This window comes from Chitinophaga sp. CCNWYY40 (assembly GCF_037483205.1).
GTDB lineage: Bacteria > Bacteroidota > Bacteroidia > Chitinophagales > Chitinophagaceae > Chitinophaga > Chitinophaga ginsengisegetis.
Genome location: NZ_JBBHLF010000005.1, coordinates 783,862 through 800,652, shown reverse-complemented (window position 1 = coordinate 800,652; position 16,791 = coordinate 783,862). Strand labels below are relative to the sequence as shown.

The window sequence follows — 16,791 nt, the reverse complement described above, 5'->3', positions numbered from 1 at the left end:
TTTACGGATTTATGGCTGCGGGAATTTGGTCCGGGCGGAAAATCAATTCCCGTTTCTAACGCCTCTGCTAAGGAACAGGGTCCAGATCAGCGACAGCATCAGCAACATTCCCACGCCCTGGTGCAAAATTCCATAACTCACAGGAATCTTCACCTGGCTGTTTAACAGGGTCAGCACGCCCAGCAGCACCTGCAGCAATACCAACAGCAAAGGCAGGTAACGGATGGCGTGTAACAGGCTGTTTGCCGGTGTTTGCGCTGCTTTCCACCACCAAACAGCGATGAGGATAGTGATCAGGTAAGCCAGTCCGCGATGTATGAATTGAATGGTAATCGGGTTATGCGCAATATCTGTAGCAAACCCTCCCTGGGAAAACATGCCGGCGGGCACCCAGGAACCATTGATATCCGGCCAGGTGTTCGCCACCAGTGCGGTATGTAATCCGGCCATGAAGGCGCCGTATACCAGCTGCACTACCAACAATACCAGCAACCAGATGTTCAGTTTGTATAAAGCGGGAACTTTTAATATTTCTATCGGATGTACGCTCAGTTTCAGCGCAAACCAGAATACATATGCCAGCAATACCAGCGCAGATATAAAATGAATAGCCAGGCGGATATGGTTAACATACAAATTTTCTTCGTTCAGGCCACTCTTCACCATGATCCATCCTATCAAGCCCTGCAAGCCCCCCAATACAAACAGGATGATCATCGGGTTAATCATACTCTTGTTAATCTTCTTCTTAATAATAAAGTAGATAAACGGAATGATAAACACAAATCCCATCAGCCTCGCCCAGTCACGATGCAGCCACTCCCAGAAGAAAATGAACTTAAAATCCGATAAGGTAAAGTGATTATTAACATACTTGTACTGCGCTATCTGTTTATAGCCATCAAATGCTTTCTGCCAGGCGGCTTCATTCATTGGTGGGAAAGCGCCCAGCAGCGGCTGCCATTCAGTAATGGACAGGCCCGAGCCGGTTAAACGGGTGATCCCTCCCAGCAATACCTGAACTATCAACATGCCCACGCCTATATATAACCAGATAGCCACGGGGCGGTTATTTTTTATTGTAACTGCTTCCATAAACGCTGCAAAAATAGGGAATGAATGCCGAACAAGCGGGCTAAATACTCACATTATTTTAACAAAGGCGTAATGTTCCGTTAATCCGCAAGTCGGAGCTTTGCATTGAAAATTTAAACGGCACCATTGTATTAGCTAATACCGCCCTAATTAAAAAAAGACGAACACATTAAAAAAATAATGTCATGAAACACTTACGTTTTGTTGTTTTAGCACCCAAAGTAGCTTTGTTGGTATTTGTTACTATCCTCTTTCCAATTTTACATGCTGCAGCACAGTCAAAAACCTTTGCTTATAATGCAGCACGACTGGCAAAAGAAAAACCTGTACCCGAAGCTCCCATCGAGGCTTTCAACGTACACATCACACAATTGCAAAAGGATCAGCTGTTATTCCAGCTTTCTGTGGATAATCCTTCCAACGAAAAGCTGACGCTCTACATAAAAGACAATTTCAATAACACGCTGCACCGCGAAACACTGCCCGCCACCCTGCGCTTTGAAGCACGTTACAACCTCGGTTCTCTCGAGGATGGAGATTACACCTTCGAAATCAGAAGCGGCAAAAACAAACTGGCAGAGAAAGCTATTGCCATAAAAACGCAAACCATGATCAACAGGAGCGTTTCCGTATCAGAGTAGTCCCACATCGCATAATTGAAAAATGAAAAGAGGTGGTATCCGTTAAACGATACCACCTCTTCTTTTATTATCCGTTATTTCTTATTTGCGGGCAGACTCATACACCGCTTCAAACATTTTCTCCCGGGTATGCAACGCCGCTATTTTCGTATTAACGCCACCGTTAGGATACACCCGGTTACTCAGGAAAATAAATACCAATCCCGATGTCGGGTCAGCCCATACACAGGTACCGGTATAACCGGTATGCCCGAAAGTAGCCGCAGAAGCGCTCCTGGCCGGGTATGGCTCCCGCCGGGTGGCATTGTCTTTTTCCGGCTTGTCAAATCCCAGGCCACGACGGCTGATATTGCTGTTATAAGCCGTAAACAACTGCACCGTTTCCGGCTTAATATATTGCACGCCATTGAAAGATCCTTTATTCAGCAACATCTGCATAATTACTGCCACATCATGCGCATCGGAAAATAATCCGGCATGACCCGCCACCCCACCAAACATAGCGGCGCCTGGGTCATGCACATCTCCCCGTAATAACTGCATACGGAAAGAATACTCGCGCTCTGTAGGAACAATCTCCGACAAAGGAAAACGCGTTCTCGGCAAAAAGCCGGTGGTAGACAATCCCAGCGGTACGTAAAAAGTTTCACGCACATATTCATTCAGCTTCTTACCCGTTAATTGCTCTACAATTTTCCCCAGGAAAATAAAGTCACAATCGCTGTAAACATAACCCTGCCGGGGCGACAACTTACTGTCTAATATCCTTTGCCACATGGTATCAACATAGCTGTTTTCCATGTACATCTGTTCTGCCACGCGGATGCCGTGCGTAGCATCGGGACTGCTGTGATATAACACCGTGTCGGGCTGCGCATTGTTGTAAAGGGTTTCTTTATAAAACGGTATAAAAGCTACCAGTCCTGCCTGGTGCAAAAGAATATCGCGGATCCGTAACCCTGCTTTATCAGTGCCCAGCACCTGCGGCAGGTATACACCCAATGTGGCGTCCAGGTTCAGTTTCCCTTCGTCATATAACCGCATCACCGATAACGTGGTAGCACATACTTTGGTTACCGACGCCAGGTCATAAATAGCCGTTGGCGATACGGGTTCCTGTTTGTTGTATTCGTAATGACCGAAGCAACGGTTGTAAATAATTTTTCCATCCTTCAGGGCCAGCACCTGCGCTCCCGGCGCTGCGCCGCGGGCAATCATATCGTTAGCTAAACCATCGATCTGCAGCAACGCCTGTTCATTAATGCCTGCTTCCTTTGCAGTGGCTGTGGGCAATAAATGAAACTTGTTCACTTCATAAGTGATGCCGGTGCCGGAAGGTAAATCCGGGCAAACGGTTACCGGTAATTTTCCGGAGGGGCCCAGCTGCCCGAAAAGCAGATCTGCAGCCGCTCTCTGGGTAGTGCTGTCATCTTCATAAGCAGCCACCAGGTGAGGCGCATCACAGAAATACTGGATCGCATACGGGTTACCAAAAACAACGGTTACCGAAGGCATTTCCGATTGCAGCTGACGGATAATCAGCCGTTCTGCCATAGACAACCCAAAATTACCGGCTGGCCGGCGGCTGTAGTCGTGCAAACTGATAATAACCGCCTTGTAGTCGCGCTGGATGCGGGATACAATAGGAGCAATCTGTTGTACCGTTTGCCGAGAAGTGAAAATAAATGCGTCCGTACCGGGTTTATAATTCTTCACGGTTTCCAGGAAAGTGTTGCTGGCATCCGCTCCAACAGCAATCACCGCCAACTTTTGCTGGGTCATGGCAGGTGAAAAAGGCACCAGTTTTTTATCGTTGCGTACCAGGGTGATCGCATTTTCTGCAATACGTTTACGTAAAAGATCTGTTTTGGCGTTGATATCTTCCGCCAGATGATCGGTATTGATATGTTGCGGCTGCCACAGTCCGAGGTTGTATTTGGCGCGCAGCACTTTTTTCACACGTCCGTCTACTTCTTCCTGGCTGATCTTACCCGCTTTGATTGCTTTTTTGATGGCCGTTACACTGCCTTCAGCGGTAGAAGGAAGGATCATCAGGTCGTTGCCTGCAAGCAGCGACTGTAAGGATTCCTGTCCGTTGGTATAAAATTTTGCGATGCCTTTCATTTCAAGTGCATCGGTTACAATCAGTCCTTTAAAACCCATTTCATCTTTCAGTAGTTTGGTAACGGCATTATAAGAAATGGAGGTAGGCGTATTTGGTTTTTTATCGATAGATGGAATATAAAGATGGCCGATCATCACAGATTGCACACCGGCGGCAATGGCTTCGCGGAAAGGATACAGCTCCAGCGAATCCAGCTGGGCGCGCGTTTTATTGATAGTGGGCAGATCCAGGTGCGAATCCACGTTGGTATCGCCGTGACCGGGGAAGTGTTTGGCGCAGGCCATAATACCGGCGTCCTGCATGCCTCTTATGGTAGCTACCCCCATGCGGGCTACCTGGTATTTATTTTCTCCAAAGGAGCGGTCGTTAATTACGGGGTTGGATGGGTTGTTATTCACATCCATGTCCGGCGCAAAGTCGATATGAATCCCGAGGCGGCGGCATTGTTCTCCCATGAGCTTTCCGGCATCATAGGCCAGTGCGGTATCCTGCATGGCGCCTATCATCATGTTCCGCGGCAGCGAAATAACGCTGTCGAGGCGCATGCCGAGGCCCCATTCGCCATCGATGGCCACCAGTAAGGGTACTTTGGAAATAGATTGATAGTAGTTGGTAAGATTGGCCTGCCGTACCGGGCCACCCTGGAAAAAGATAATTCCTCCTACTTTATTATCCTGTATATCTTTAATGACGGCATTAATATGGTCCTGCCCGAGATTGGAATGCGCCCGGATCATAATAAGCTGGGCAATGCGTTCTTCAGGTGTAAGCGACTGAAACACACTATCTGCCCACTGTGAGGCTTTGTCCTGCTGTGGCGTCACCTTTTGTGCGGTCACTTTTTTATGCTTCTTCTTTTCCTTAAACACCAGGGGCGCTGAGATGGCGCTGCCTGTCATCATTAGGCCTGTAAGTCCTGCAACCAATAATTGTTTCCTCATGTCATAAACTTACAAATATTCATGCGTAAATCCAGAGTGACAGCCCTGAATATCAAAGAATTACTAATAATAATCATATGATTTTGTCAGATCCAAAGTATTTCATTAAATTAGAATACCCTGTTGAAGATATTTTACGAATTCTGGTAAAAAATTAAAATGTGTTTACTATTTTGTCAGAATATTTACATTTAGTTTAATCAATCGTAATTTTAATTACCAATACATTCATCTGTTTCTTATATTTGCAACCTTGCGAGTAAAGTAGATTTTAATAAAACATGGTCAATCTCATTTTATTTGGCCCTCCCGGTAGCGGCAAGGGTACACAAAGTGCTAACATTATCCAGAAGTACGGACTTATTCATCTTTCCACGGGCGATTTGCTTCGCAGCGAGATCGGTGATAAAACGCCACTGGGTCTGGAAGCCAAGAAGTTTATGGATCAGGGCCAGCTGGTACCGGATGAAGTGGTGATTGGCATGATCAGTTCCAAACTGGACGCTAATCCTGATACACGTGGTTTCATTTTCGACGGATTTCCCCGTACCACTGCGCAGGCAGAGGCGCTGGACAAGCTGCTCGCACTGAAAAAAACTTCTATTTCTACCGTTCTTTCACTGGAAGTACCGGAAGATGCGCTGATTAAACGCCTGCTGAACCGTGGCTTAACCTCCGGCCGCAGCGATGATGCCTCTGAAGATGTAGTGAAAGCACGTATCGTGGAATACCATAGCAAAACGGCTCCTGTGGCTGATCACTATGCCAAATTCGGCAAATTCAAAAAAGTGAAAGGCGACGGCACCGAAGAAGAAGTATTCGAACTGCTCTCCAAAGAACTGGATGAACTGGTAGGAGAAAAAGTGCAGTAAGCGGAATCCCGCTGTGATAAAGACTTTTAGCATCTTATTATACAACGCAAAGATTGTAAGTAAAGAGCTCCTGGCACATGATGGTGCTAATTAGCTCAAACTTCACGATCTTTGCGTTTTGTTTTTCTGTGGTAAGGGACCCCAGAGTATTAAAAATTGAGAACTAGTGGAAAAAGCAAACTTTGTAGATTATATCCGTGTATTTTGTAAATCCGGGAAAGGTGGCGCAGGCAGTATGCACTTTATGCGTACCAAGTTTAATGCGCAGGCCGGCCCTGATGGCGGCGATGGCGGCAGAGGCGGGCATGTTATTTTAAGAGGCAATTCACAACTGTGGACCCTCCTGCACCTCCGCTGGCATAAAAACCTGCTTGCAGAAGATGGGGAAAACGGCAGTGGCGACAACTGTACCGGCCGTTTTGGTAAGGATATTATCATTGAAGTTCCACTGGGCACACAGGCCAAAGACGAAGAAACCGGCCAGGTAGAAGCCGAAATTCTCCACGATGGCCAGGAAGTTATCTGGATCCCCGGCGGACAAGGCGGTAAAGGTAACGCCTACTTTAAATCTGCTACCAACCAAACACCCGAATATGCACAACCCGGCATGCCAGGCAGGGAAGGCTGGAAAGTAGTAGAGTTAAAAGTTTTGGCAGATGTGGGACTTGTTGGTTTCCCCAATGCCGGCAAATCCACCCTGTTGTCTACTATCACCGCAGCTAAACCTAAAGTAGCCGACTACGCCTTTACTACGCTAACCCCACAACTAGGAATGGTGGAATACCGCGACAGTAAATCGTTTTGCATCGCCGATCTTCCCGGTATCATCGAAGGCGCCCACGAAGGAAAAGGTTTAGGCCACCGTTTTTTACGACATATTGAAAGAAACGCCGTATTATTATTCCTTATTCCAGCTGATAGTGCAGACCACCGCAAAGATTTTGAAGTATTGGTAAATGAACTGGAACAATATAATCCCGAATTACTGGATAAACAGTTTCTGCTGGCCATCAGTAAAAGCGATATGCTGGATGATGAGCTGAAAGCCGCTATATCCGCGGAGCTGCCGGAAGATGTTCCACATGTATTTATTTCCTCTGTTACAAACCAGGGCCTCAGTGAACTAAAAGATATTTTATGGGAGGCGCTTAACAGGAAAGTAGATACAACCGACGCTGTAGACGCAGAGTAACTGTTTCCGGACGCAAGAGGGGACTATTCCTGACGTCAATGTTCGTTACAGTATCCCGTATACCATGAAGATATTTTTATTCCCCGCAATCGCGTTGCTGTTGCTCCCTGCCTGCCATCGAACCGTAAAGTCCGTGAAGGATAAACCCGTGCAGATCGATACCATGCAGCTGATAGCCATGCCTGCACCCACAATGAAGGTAGCCTCCAACGAAGTATATGTAGTGTGCCGCGACTCTACTACGTATATCCGTTTCGGTGACTGCTACTTTTCGCTGGACTGGATCATACCGGATGCACAACTCAACGACTTTGAACTGCGCCCGGATACCCTCTACTTCCGGCTGGCACACCTCCATACCATCGAAGGCCAGATGCTGGCCGTTACCACCGGCGAAACAGACAGGATAAAAGTATCCCAGTGCTACGAAACCAGCGCTGTTATTGACACGGAACCATTGCTCGGATGGAAACATTACCGCTCTCCCTGGGAAACACTGCTCCCCGAAGCCAGCAACTTCTTCATCTGCAAAAAATATACGACGGCAGAAAGAAGCCGCTTTCCTCCTGCCAGCTTACAGTCTTTACAGCAACACGTAAAGCATCATGGCTCCCCCGGCACTTATGCACGGGTGGCACAGCTGAACAACTTCCCCGAACCGCCCGTACAAATCGAAATCAGTCGGTACTACATCCGGCTGGATGGATGCTATAAAAAAACAACAAACAAAATCAATAAGCTACTCATTATTGATGTGAACTTTAATGGATAATAAACGCGCGAAAAACCGGCAATGCAAAAGCATCGCCGGTTGATTCATTGGCTGTAATTTCACCGTAAGAGGGTCTCTTGTTTCAACTATTGAAACGGCTGAAACAACATGGCAGTGCACAAACAATTCCTGTAATTTTTGCCTGCCAGGATAGGATAGTTCACGCAACTTTTACATCCCTCCCAAAAAAGAGGGTCATGTGTAATTTCATTATAAGTAACCGGTTCAAAACCCAACCGGGTATTTAGTTTCATCACAGGTAACCCGGTGGTGATACTGAATATTTTTGCCTGTGGATAAAGCAGCCGGCTTAACTCAAATATTTTCTGCTTGATGGCCTGCGCCACTTTCAATCCACGGAATGCCGGCGCCACAATTAAACCGCTGTTAGATACAAACCTGTTTTCTTCCCAGGATTGTATATAGGAAAATCCCGCCCATATTCCTTTCGCCGTAAAGGCAATAACGGCCTTCCCTTCCAGGATCTTTTCTTTAATAGTAAGAGGATTTCTTTTCGCAATCCCTGTGCCCCTTGCCTTTGCAGAGGCTTCCATTTCTGCCACTATAGGCAGGGCAAAATCAACGTCCATAGCCGTAGCCAACCGGACGACAATCTCCTCATCTGTTTCCATTACCAGTAAGTTGATGTTGTATGTAAAGTGGATATATTGAATCCGGTATCAGTGAATACATCCGGATCCTGCTCACGGCATCTGCCAGGGGAACCCGGCAAAGTACCGGTAAAAAAATACGGGTAATCGCTTCTTTCACAACCGTATTACCCCGTTCGTATAACCGGCCGGCCAGTTGTAAACACTTGCCTGCTACCGTAAAATTCTGCTCCCTCAGCTGCTTGTCGGTATACTCCGTAAAACAACCGATGGTTTCGTAGATATGATATACCGCCGGAAACTGGTGTAACGCTTTTCTTAGTGCCGGTATCGTGTCTTCAATACAAGCTGGCACTTCATACTGATTAATCATATAGGTAATATCATTTAGCAGGTATATGCCAAATGCTATTCCATATTCTGTGTGGAAATGTTAAAACTTAGCAGGGGTAAGGGTTTGCAAAGAAAATGTTAAAAGCGGATGGAGAGAAATGCGGTAAAAACCTACCGTTTCTGAAGGGTGTTTTCAGAAACGGAAAACGGAGAGAGGCGCCTGTTTTATGCTACCTGTGCAGTCGTTTCTTTAGCTACAACCGGAGAGGCCACTTTCTTTTTCTTCTTCCGGGTTCTGTTCAGCCACATCAGCGTGCCTGTAACAGGGAAAATAGCGCCCAGCAGCGCGAGGATCAAAGCAAATATTTTGGAAGGCGTGCCAAAGATGGCGCCGGTGTGCAGTGGTTTTATGGTTCCCCGGATCTTTTGCCCCAGGTTCCTTTGCGCAAAAGTTTGCGATGTCAGTATGCTCCCATTGAACTGATCCAGGTAATAAGTAGTGGTGGCCGCTTCATGTAAGGCATCCGCCGGAAGCAGGCTTACCATAAAAGCCGCGGAGCTGTCTTTCGGCGCAGTAAAGGAATAAAACAGCGCATCGGGAACAGCATGTTTTACTACTGCCATTGCGGTTTCATAAGAAATACTTTTGCCACTGGCCTCCACAGCCGGAGCCGAAAGCGGTGCTGCCAGGGGCTTCGGGGAAGTGCCCAATGAAGCGTACAATGCCTTGTTAAACCATTCAAACGACCAGGTTAAACCAGTGAAAACAGTTACAAAAAGAAAGATGGAAGTATAAAAACCCAGCACAATGTGCAAATCATTATTCACCCGTTTCCAGTTGCCATCCCACTTAATTTTGATCCGCTGCCTGAAAATATTACGCGTTTTGGGCCACCAGAGAATGATGCCCGTAACCAGGATAAAGAAAAAGATGAGTGTGCTGATACCGGTAATAAGCTTGCCAACAGCGCCGGCCAGCAGCCAGCGGTGCAGGGAAAATACCTGGTAATAGAATGTTTGCTGATAGCTGTAGAGTTCAATTATTTTACCGGTGTAGGGATTTACAAACGCCGTACGTCCTTTTTCTTTTTTGGGTCCGGCAGCTTCTTTTTCACCGGCTTTTGCGGTTCCTTTTTTTCTTCCCTCCTTACCAGCTCCGGCTTCTTTCTGCCCGCCCTTTTTACCTTCTTCCAGTTGCACCTGTAGCGTCCGGGTGGGGTCGGCAAACACCTGTATCCTCGAAATACCTGCGCCGGGAACGGCCTCCTTTACCAATGTGGCTACCTTATCCAGCGGTAAACGCGCTCCTCCCGGCTGCACAAAATAACGGTCGTGGTTAAACGCCTCTGTCAGCTCCTTCTCAAATACCAGTAAGGCACCTGTTAAACAGCTGATAGTAATGACCAGGCCGGCAGTAAGGCCCAGGTATAAGTGAATGCGCCGGAAGAAAACTTTCATATCAGAGTCGATCGTACCTGCAAAGAAAATCCACGCGCGGGTTATTATGGTATCGGAAACGGAATATTATTTACGCAATGCAGAATTTATTCAGTATTTCCATAAAATAAAATTGCCATATATACTAAAGGTACATATGGCAATCCCCTGTATTGAAAATATATTACATCAGCCCACCCAGCATTCCGCCGGCAGCGTTTTTCATTTCTGCTTCCCAGGAATTCTCTGCATCTTTCAGTGCACGGTTCAGAGCAGTAAGCAACAGGTCTTCCATTTCTTCCTTATGCTCCGGTGCAAAAAGACGCTCCGCAATATCAATACTTTTCACCTGACGGTTACCATCCACGGTTACTTTTACGGCGCCATCACCGGCCTCACCGGATAAAGTTACTGTAGCCAGACGCTCTTTGCCTTCCTGCATTTTCTGCTTGATCTGCGTCAGCTTTCCAAATAAATCACCAAACATGTTTCGTGTGTTTTTAAGAACGGCAAATATAGCGGATTTTTAACGGAGGCAATCCCCTCTGCTAAATCCACACTATTCCGTATCTTACCAGCACGTAACAGCATCATTAATAATGGAAACAAAAGTTTGTATCATAGGCGCAGGACCCGGCGGAGCCACCGCAGCACTGCAACTCGCCCAGCTTGGCATTGAATGTATCGTGGTAGATAAAGCCGTTTTCCCACGGGATAAAGTATGTGGAGACGGACTAAGCGGAAAAGTACTCACCCTCCTGGAACGTATCGACAAGGGCATCGGACAACGCCTCCAGGAAGCCATGTTTAAAGCAGACAGCTGGGGCGTTACCTTCGTAGCACCCAACCGCATCGGAATGGACATCCCCTACCGCCTGGGTTACCAGGAAGATAAGAGCAACCCACGGGGCTTCGTTTGCAAACGTATCGACTTTGATAACTTCCTCGTAGATGAAATGAAACGCCGCTCCGAAATCCGTTTGTTCGAAGGCACCAGCATCGATAAATATGAACTGAAACCAGACGGATACTACCTCTCCAGTAAAGATGGCTCCTTCAAAGTAAAAGCCGATGTGGTAATAGTAGCCAACGGCGCCCACTCCGGCTTCACCCGCGATGTGGCCGGTATCAAAATGGAACCCAAACATTATGTAGCCGGTATCCGCGCCTATTACAAAGGCATCACCGGCCTGCATAAAGACAACTTCATTGAACTGCACTTCCTGAAAAATATGCTCCCGGGCTATATCTGGATATTCCCCCTTCCCAATGGCGAAGCCAATGTAGGCGTAGGAATGCTCAGCAACTCCGCCCGCAACAAAAAGGTAAACCTGAAACAGCTGATGCTGGATACCATCGCCACCGATCCCGTAATGAAGGAACGCTTCAAAAACGCGGAACTCACCGGTAGCATCGACGGATACGGCCTCCCCCTCGGCAGCAAAAAAAGAAAACTGCACGGGGAACGCTACATGCTGGTTGGCGACGCCGGATTTCTCATTGATCCCTTCACCGGGGAAGGCATCGGCAACGCCCTGTACTCCGGCAGAATAGCCGCCCAACAAGCCGCTGCTGCCATCGCTGCCAACGACTATTCCGATACCTTCTTCAACGCATACGATGAACACGTATACCGCATCCTCGGACCGGAATTACAGGTAAGCACCAAATTGCAGAAACTCATCAAATACCCGTGGCTGTTTAACATGCTGATGAAAATGGGCTCCCGCAATAAACAGCTGAAAGACCTGATGTCATGCATGTTCCATGAGGTAGACCTCCGCAAGAAACTGGGTCAACCCATGTTCTACGTAAAATTGTTATTTAACAGATAAAAGCATCCTTCCGTCGTGAAATTTTTAGGCCAATTATCCGTCATCCTCCTTTTCTCATTCAACATGAGCGCACAGGTACCCTCTTCCAATCCGGCACCAGCTACCCGCTTAACACGGGACATCGCCAATAAACTGGCAGAACTGCCCCTGAAATGCCTGGACCTGGAATTCCCCTATAAAACAGGGATCGTATTCACCGACAGCTCATTGCTGACGGCGCCGAAAAATTATCACCCCGCTTTTTATGGCTGTTTCGACTGGCATAGCAGCGTACACGGACACTGGATGCTGGTGCGCCTGCTAAAGTCTTACCCCGACCTGGCCAAAGCCTCCGTCATCAGAAGTAAACTGGCAGCACACCTATCTTCAGAAAATATAAAAGTTGAACAACAACTGTTCAGCAGCGCAGAAAACAAAAGCTTTGAACGCATCTATGGCTGGAGCTGGCTCCTGCAACTGCAAAACGAACTGCTCACCTGGAACGATCCCCTGGGTAAAACCATGAGCCAAAACCTGCAGCCACTGGCCACCCAGTTTTCCACCGCCTATATCCAGTTCCTCGATAAAATCATGTACCCGATCCGCGTGGGAGAACATACCAACCTCGCCTTCGGATTATGCCTCGCCTGGGACTATGCCGTTACCGCGAAAGATGAAGCCCTGCAAAAAGCCATACACAACGCCGCCATGCGCTTCTATGCCGCCGATAAAAATGCACCCATCCAATGGGAACCCGGTGGCTACGACTTCCTCTCTCCCTCTCTCGAAGAAGCAGACCTGATGCGCAGGGTGATGCCGGAAGCCGACTACCGCAAATGGCTATACGCGTTTTTACCCGGCCTCTTTGAAAACAAGATAAGTATCCTGCAGGTGGCACAGGTAAAAGACAGAACCGACGGAAAACTTGTTCACCTCGATGGATTAAACCTCAGCCGCACCTGGTGCCTGGAAGCCATCGCCGAACACGGCGGCAAAAACCAGCAGGCCATTCAGCAACTGGCCCACGCACACATGGAAGCCGGACTAAAACAGGTTTTCAGCGGTAGCTATGCCGGCGAACACTGGCTCGCATCTTTTGCAGTTTATATGTTAACTGTCGGAAAACAACCGTAAATTCATCAACAAAAATTTTTATTCCCCTATACCCGGCCGCCCAAAAAGGGGGATCAATCAACATAACTGTACTATGCACGTCATAAATTCCCGTGCCTGGATGTTAGTATTATCCCTGCTGCTGATACTAACCCCCGCCATTGCACCCGCCCAAAAAGTAAATACCAGCCCGGCCCCGGCATGGCTCGTTCCCTTCACGCCCGATCTCTCCAAAAAACCCAATGCCAAAAATATCAGCGATGGCTATTACCTCCTGCTGCTGGAAGAACAAAGACATGCAGAACTGAAAAGCAACTACCAACACTTCATCCGGCAAATTATCTCGGAAGCAGGCATCCAGAACGGGTCGGAAATTTCGGTGGACTATGACCCCCAATACGAAAAACTTACGTTCCATAAAATAGTGATCCACCGCGATGGAAAGGAAATCAACCGCCTGCCCGGTGCAGCATTCAAGCTCCTTCAGAAAGAACAGGACCTGTCGCGCTTCATCTACAGCGGCACCTACACGGCTTACCTGATCCTCGAAGATGTACGGAAAGGCGATCAGATAGAATATGCCTATTCCATTAACGGCGACAACCCCATCTTCAACGGGAAACTGGATAGCCGCATCTATTTCGTTGCCTACGAACCTATTGTTAACTACTATAAAAACCTGATCGTTAGCCCGCAAAGGCAAATCTGGTTTAAACGGTATAATAATGCAGCAGCCCCTCTCCAGAAATCATGGAATGGCCTCACTGTATACGAATGGAATAAAGTAGACGTAAGGGAAACCGATAACACCAACTTTGTTCCTTCCTGGTACAATCCCTTTACCTACGTACAGGTAAGCGAATATCCTTCCTGGAAAGAGGTAGCGCAATGGGGCATGAAGGTGAACCAAACACCGGCTCCCGGCTCACTGCTGGCCGGCAAAATCGCCGCGTTTAAAAAGGCGGCCAACGGTAATCCTGCCACCTACCTGCTGCAGGCGTTACGGTTTGTTCAGGACGATATCCGGTACATGGGCATCGAAATGGGAGAATATTCCCATCGCCCCAATAACCCCGATAGGGTGCTGGCACAGCGTTTCGGGGATTGTAAAGACAAAGCCCTGCTACTCTGCACCATCCTGCGTGCCAACAACATCGTGGCCGATATGGCTTATGTGAATACCGACCTGCGGGAAGCCGTCAGCGAAATACTCCCTTCTCCCAACGCCTTTAACCATGCCATTGTACACGCAGTACTGAATAACAAAGTATACTGGCTGGATGGCACCATGTCGTACCAACGGGGAAGCCTCGCCGATTTATGCGAACCCGATTACGGGCGGGCATTAGTGGTAACCGATACCACCACACAGCTCACGCCTGTCATCCCCACTACCCGTGGCAAAATTGCCGTCCGCGAAATCTTCACACTCCCGGACGATGCAAATAAAGATGGGAAACTGGAAGTGGTAACTACCTACCACCGCGATGATGCAGATGCACAACGCGCAGAACTGGCAGGTACCAGCATGAAGGACAAAGAGAAGTCCTATCTCGCCTTTTATAAAAAGCTTTATGGAGATGTGGTGATCCGGGACTCTATCACTACCCGCGACAGCGTTGCCGGCAACACCATATTTGTGAACGAAAGCTACCTGGTACACGATATCTGGAAAAATGACAGCAGCAGCAATAAACTGTTGTTTACTACCAATGCGCAATCTTTTTATGATGCACTTTCCTTTATCTCTGATGATAAACGTAAGATCCCTGTCAGCATCCGCTATCCATACGACCTCGATTACCAGATCATCCTGCACACACCCGTTAAGTGGTCGCTGGATCAAACGCCACTGCACTTACAAAATGAATATTACACATTCGACTATACCGCTACCATCAAGGAACAGCAGGTTATATTATCCTATCATTTCAAAACCTTCAGCGATCATATCCCGGTAAAGTTTATACCACAATATGTAAAGGATCTGAAGAAGATGAATGAAGTAACTTCTATGGATCTTACCTGGAATCCGGGAACCGCTGCTGCGCGTCATCCGGATGGAAAAGGAAACTGGCTGGCCATTGTACTGGCGTTGTTATTTGCCGGCGTGTTTGCCGGCCTTGCATTTATTTTTTATAAACATTCCGTTACCCCGGCCGGGGAAACACCGGAGTCCCTGCCAATTGGCGGCGGACTGGTACTTCTCGCCATCGGGTTAGTGTTTACGCCAATGGGAGAAATCACGGGCATCTGTAAAATGGCCGTATTTGATTACTCGTACTGGATCAGTATTTCCGACCGGCAGGATCTGGGAAATATCACCGTGGTACAGCTTTTCCTCATCATGGAAATGATGGTCAATATATTTATGCTGGCATACAGTATCCTGCTGGCTGTCCTGTTTTTCCAACGCAGGGATACCTTCCCTTTTGCGCTGGCTACCTTTTATTTTATTGCTACTGTTTTTATTTATGCAGATAATTCCCTGAATCACTATCTCTTCAAAACAGAAAAACCAAAAGATATCTTCAACATTAATTCTATCCTGTGGCCATTGCTGCGCATGGCTATCTGGGTGCCTTATCTGCTCATTTCACAAAGAGGCAAAAACACTTTTACCATGCCATACCGGCCACCACAGGGCTAAATATTATTTACATACTTCCTCACGGTGAGGAGGTTTACGATATATACCAATCCTAACACCAGCGCAATACCCGCAAACACAGGCACGCCCGGCCAGGTGCTTACCAGCATTTCATGTTGCGCCAGCTCCCGTGCCGCCCAGTATTGCAGTCCGGCTACCAGCAACAGCGACAATATCCCGATAACAATATACAGGGGTACAAACTGGCGCAGCAGGTACCGTTGCAGTTGCTTGGGAGCAGTGCCCAGTATCACCAGCAATTGAATTTCCCGCTTGCAGGAAGCAATCACCAGTTGTATAAACATGCTGAAAACCAGCAACGCAAAAAACAGTAAGATCAATCCAAAAAATCCCACCACCGATACAATTGTTTGTACAATCAGTCTTGTTTTGCTGAACTTCAGCTTATCCTGGTTGGTAGTATAGCCGTTGTCTTCCAGGAACTTTACCAGGTCGGGGTTAGAAGGGTCCGGCGTTTTAATGATTACGCGGGAAGTACCTGCGGCAGTGGTCATGCCGTATTTCTCATTAGCCCAGGCCATAAAAGACGCCGGTACCAGGAAGGAGGAAATCCGGTCGGAGAAACCAACAATATGCCCCATATACTGATCCGATACCTGGTTGTTGGAAATATTTACCTGCAGCGGCAATGCTTTCACAGTTTCCTGTGAAATCTGCGGCAGGTCCTGGCTCAGGGAAAAGCCGAAGTTGTACAGGTTCAGGAAGTCGTTAGGCAAAATAATAGGAATGGTGCGGTCGCCCTCACTCCATTTCCAGTCCTGTCCTTTCACATCCAGGAAGCTATCCGGTACTGCTTCAAAAAACATATCAGTAGCAAAGTGCAGGTCGCCGGGCGCCTGAACCACTACTTTATACTGGCTGGAGGTTACTAACCCAAACGACTGTACGAATGGCTGCTTTTTTATAGTGGCAATTTCTTCCGGGGTAAAAATACTCTTGGCCGACTGTCCCATCATGGCGTTGGTGATGGTTTTATTGATCACGAGGAAATCGGCCGTTTCGTTCTGGTTTTTGCTGCTGTACAGCAGCTGGCTGAAGTTGGAATGCGCCTGGATGGCAATGAGGATCAGCAACATAGCAATGCCCAAACCAACTGCCGCCATCAGGAACCGGGTTTTTCCCACACCGGTTTGAATAATTTTCTTCAGTAATTCAAAAAATGGACGCATGAAAT

14 protein-coding genes are annotated in these 16,791 nt (G+C 47.6%); 7 read left to right on the top strand and 7 right to left on the bottom strand.

Translation table 11 applies throughout. The features are described 5' to 3' along the window. Window positions 1–42: 42 nt before the first annotated feature. Window positions 43–1,095 (bottom strand): COX15/CtaA family protein, encoded by a 1,053-nt coding sequence (locus tag V7S65_RS22345; protein ID WP_079471399.1) that lies wholly within the window; start codon window positions 1,093–1,095, stop codon window positions 43–45. A 185-nt stretch (window positions 1,096–1,280) separates the two neighbouring features. On the opposite strand from V7S65_RS22345, the gene V7S65_RS22340 reads away from it, so the two are divergent. After that, entirely contained in the window at window positions 1,281–1,736 is a 456-nt protein-coding gene (locus V7S65_RS22340; protein ID WP_079471400.1) for a hypothetical protein, read from the top strand. An 81-nt stretch (window positions 1,737–1,817) separates the two neighbouring features. On the opposite strand, the gene V7S65_RS22335 is transcribed toward V7S65_RS22340, so the two are convergent. Then, on the bottom strand, window positions 1,818–4,802 hold the full coding sequence (locus tag V7S65_RS22335) for a glycoside hydrolase family 3 N-terminal domain-containing protein (protein ID WP_111577257.1): 2,985 nt from the start codon (window positions 4,800–4,802) through the stop codon (window positions 1,818–1,820). A 281-nt stretch (window positions 4,803–5,083) separates the two neighbouring features. Between V7S65_RS22335 and V7S65_RS22330 the strand changes: the two genes are divergently transcribed. From V7S65_RS22330 to V7S65_RS22320, 3 genes are all read left to right on the top strand, one after another. After that, a complete protein-coding gene (locus tag V7S65_RS22330) occupies window positions 5,084–5,674 on the top strand; it encodes an adenylate kinase (RefSeq protein ID WP_079471402.1) in 591 nt (196 codons plus the stop codon). 166 nt (window positions 5,675–5,840) lie between these two features. Next, window positions 5,841–6,866 (top strand): GTPase ObgE, encoded by a 1,026-nt coding sequence (obgE, locus tag V7S65_RS22325; RefSeq protein WP_079471403.1) that lies wholly within the window; start codon window positions 5,841–5,843, stop codon window positions 6,864–6,866. Between the two features lie 64 nt (window positions 6,867–6,930). After that, window positions 6,931–7,638, top strand: a complete 708-nt coding sequence (locus tag V7S65_RS22320; protein ID WP_133256131.1) for a hypothetical protein — start codon at window positions 6,931–6,933, stop codon at window positions 7,636–7,638. A gap of 86 nt (window positions 7,639–7,724) precedes the next feature. Here the strand turns inward: V7S65_RS22320 and V7S65_RS22315 are convergent, their stop codons facing one another. The 4 genes from V7S65_RS22315 to V7S65_RS22300 form a co-directional block, all read right to left on the bottom strand. Then, window positions 7,725–8,270 carry an N-acetyltransferase gene (locus V7S65_RS22315; protein ID WP_111577254.1) on the bottom strand — a complete coding sequence of 182 codons (546 nt, stop codon included), beginning with the start codon at window positions 8,268–8,270 and terminating at the stop codon, window positions 7,725–7,727. Next, a complete protein-coding gene (locus V7S65_RS22310) occupies window positions 8,257–8,622 on the bottom strand; it encodes a DUF7674 family protein (RefSeq protein WP_079471407.1) in 366 nt (121 codons plus the stop codon). Before V7S65_RS22310 ends, V7S65_RS22315 begins: the two co-directional genes overlap by 14 nt. A gap of 185 nt (window positions 8,623–8,807) precedes the next feature. Then, window positions 8,808–10,040, bottom strand: coding sequence for a PepSY-associated TM helix domain-containing protein (locus V7S65_RS22305; protein ID WP_336387604.1), 1,233 nt, complete (start codon window positions 10,038–10,040; stop codon window positions 8,808–8,810). A gap of 163 nt (window positions 10,041–10,203) precedes the next feature. Next, on the bottom strand, window positions 10,204–10,506 hold the full coding sequence (locus tag V7S65_RS22300) for a YbaB/EbfC family nucleoid-associated protein (RefSeq protein ID WP_079471409.1): 303 nt from the start codon (window positions 10,504–10,506) through the stop codon (window positions 10,204–10,206). 112 nt (window positions 10,507–10,618) lie between these two features. On the opposite strand from V7S65_RS22300, the gene V7S65_RS22295 reads away from it, so the two are divergent. The 3 genes from V7S65_RS22295 (at window position 10,619) to V7S65_RS22285 (ending at window position 15,596) form a co-directional block, all read left to right on the top strand. Next, entirely contained in the window at window positions 10,619–11,854 is a 1,236-nt protein-coding gene (locus V7S65_RS22295; RefSeq protein WP_336387605.1) for an NAD(P)/FAD-dependent oxidoreductase, read from the top strand. A 15-nt stretch (window positions 11,855–11,869) separates the two neighbouring features. Then, window positions 11,870–12,967 (top strand): DUF2891 domain-containing protein, encoded by a 1,098-nt coding sequence (locus tag V7S65_RS22290; RefSeq protein ID WP_310274297.1) that lies wholly within the window; start codon window positions 11,870–11,872, stop codon window positions 12,965–12,967. Between the two features lie 100 nt (window positions 12,968–13,067). Beyond that, complete coding sequence (locus V7S65_RS22285) at window positions 13,068–15,596, top strand: DUF3857 domain-containing protein (RefSeq protein WP_339546402.1); 2,529 nt, start codon at window positions 13,068–13,070, stop codon at window positions 15,594–15,596. Here the strand turns inward: V7S65_RS22285 and V7S65_RS22280 are convergent. Next, window positions 15,593–16,786 carry an FtsX-like permease family protein gene (locus tag V7S65_RS22280; protein ID WP_336387607.1) on the bottom strand — a complete coding sequence of 398 codons (1,194 nt, stop codon included), beginning with the start codon at window positions 16,784–16,786 and terminating at the stop codon, window positions 15,593–15,595. The two genes, V7S65_RS22285 and V7S65_RS22280, sit on opposite strands and share 4 nt — an antisense overlap. Window positions 16,787–16,791 lie beyond the last annotated feature (5 nt).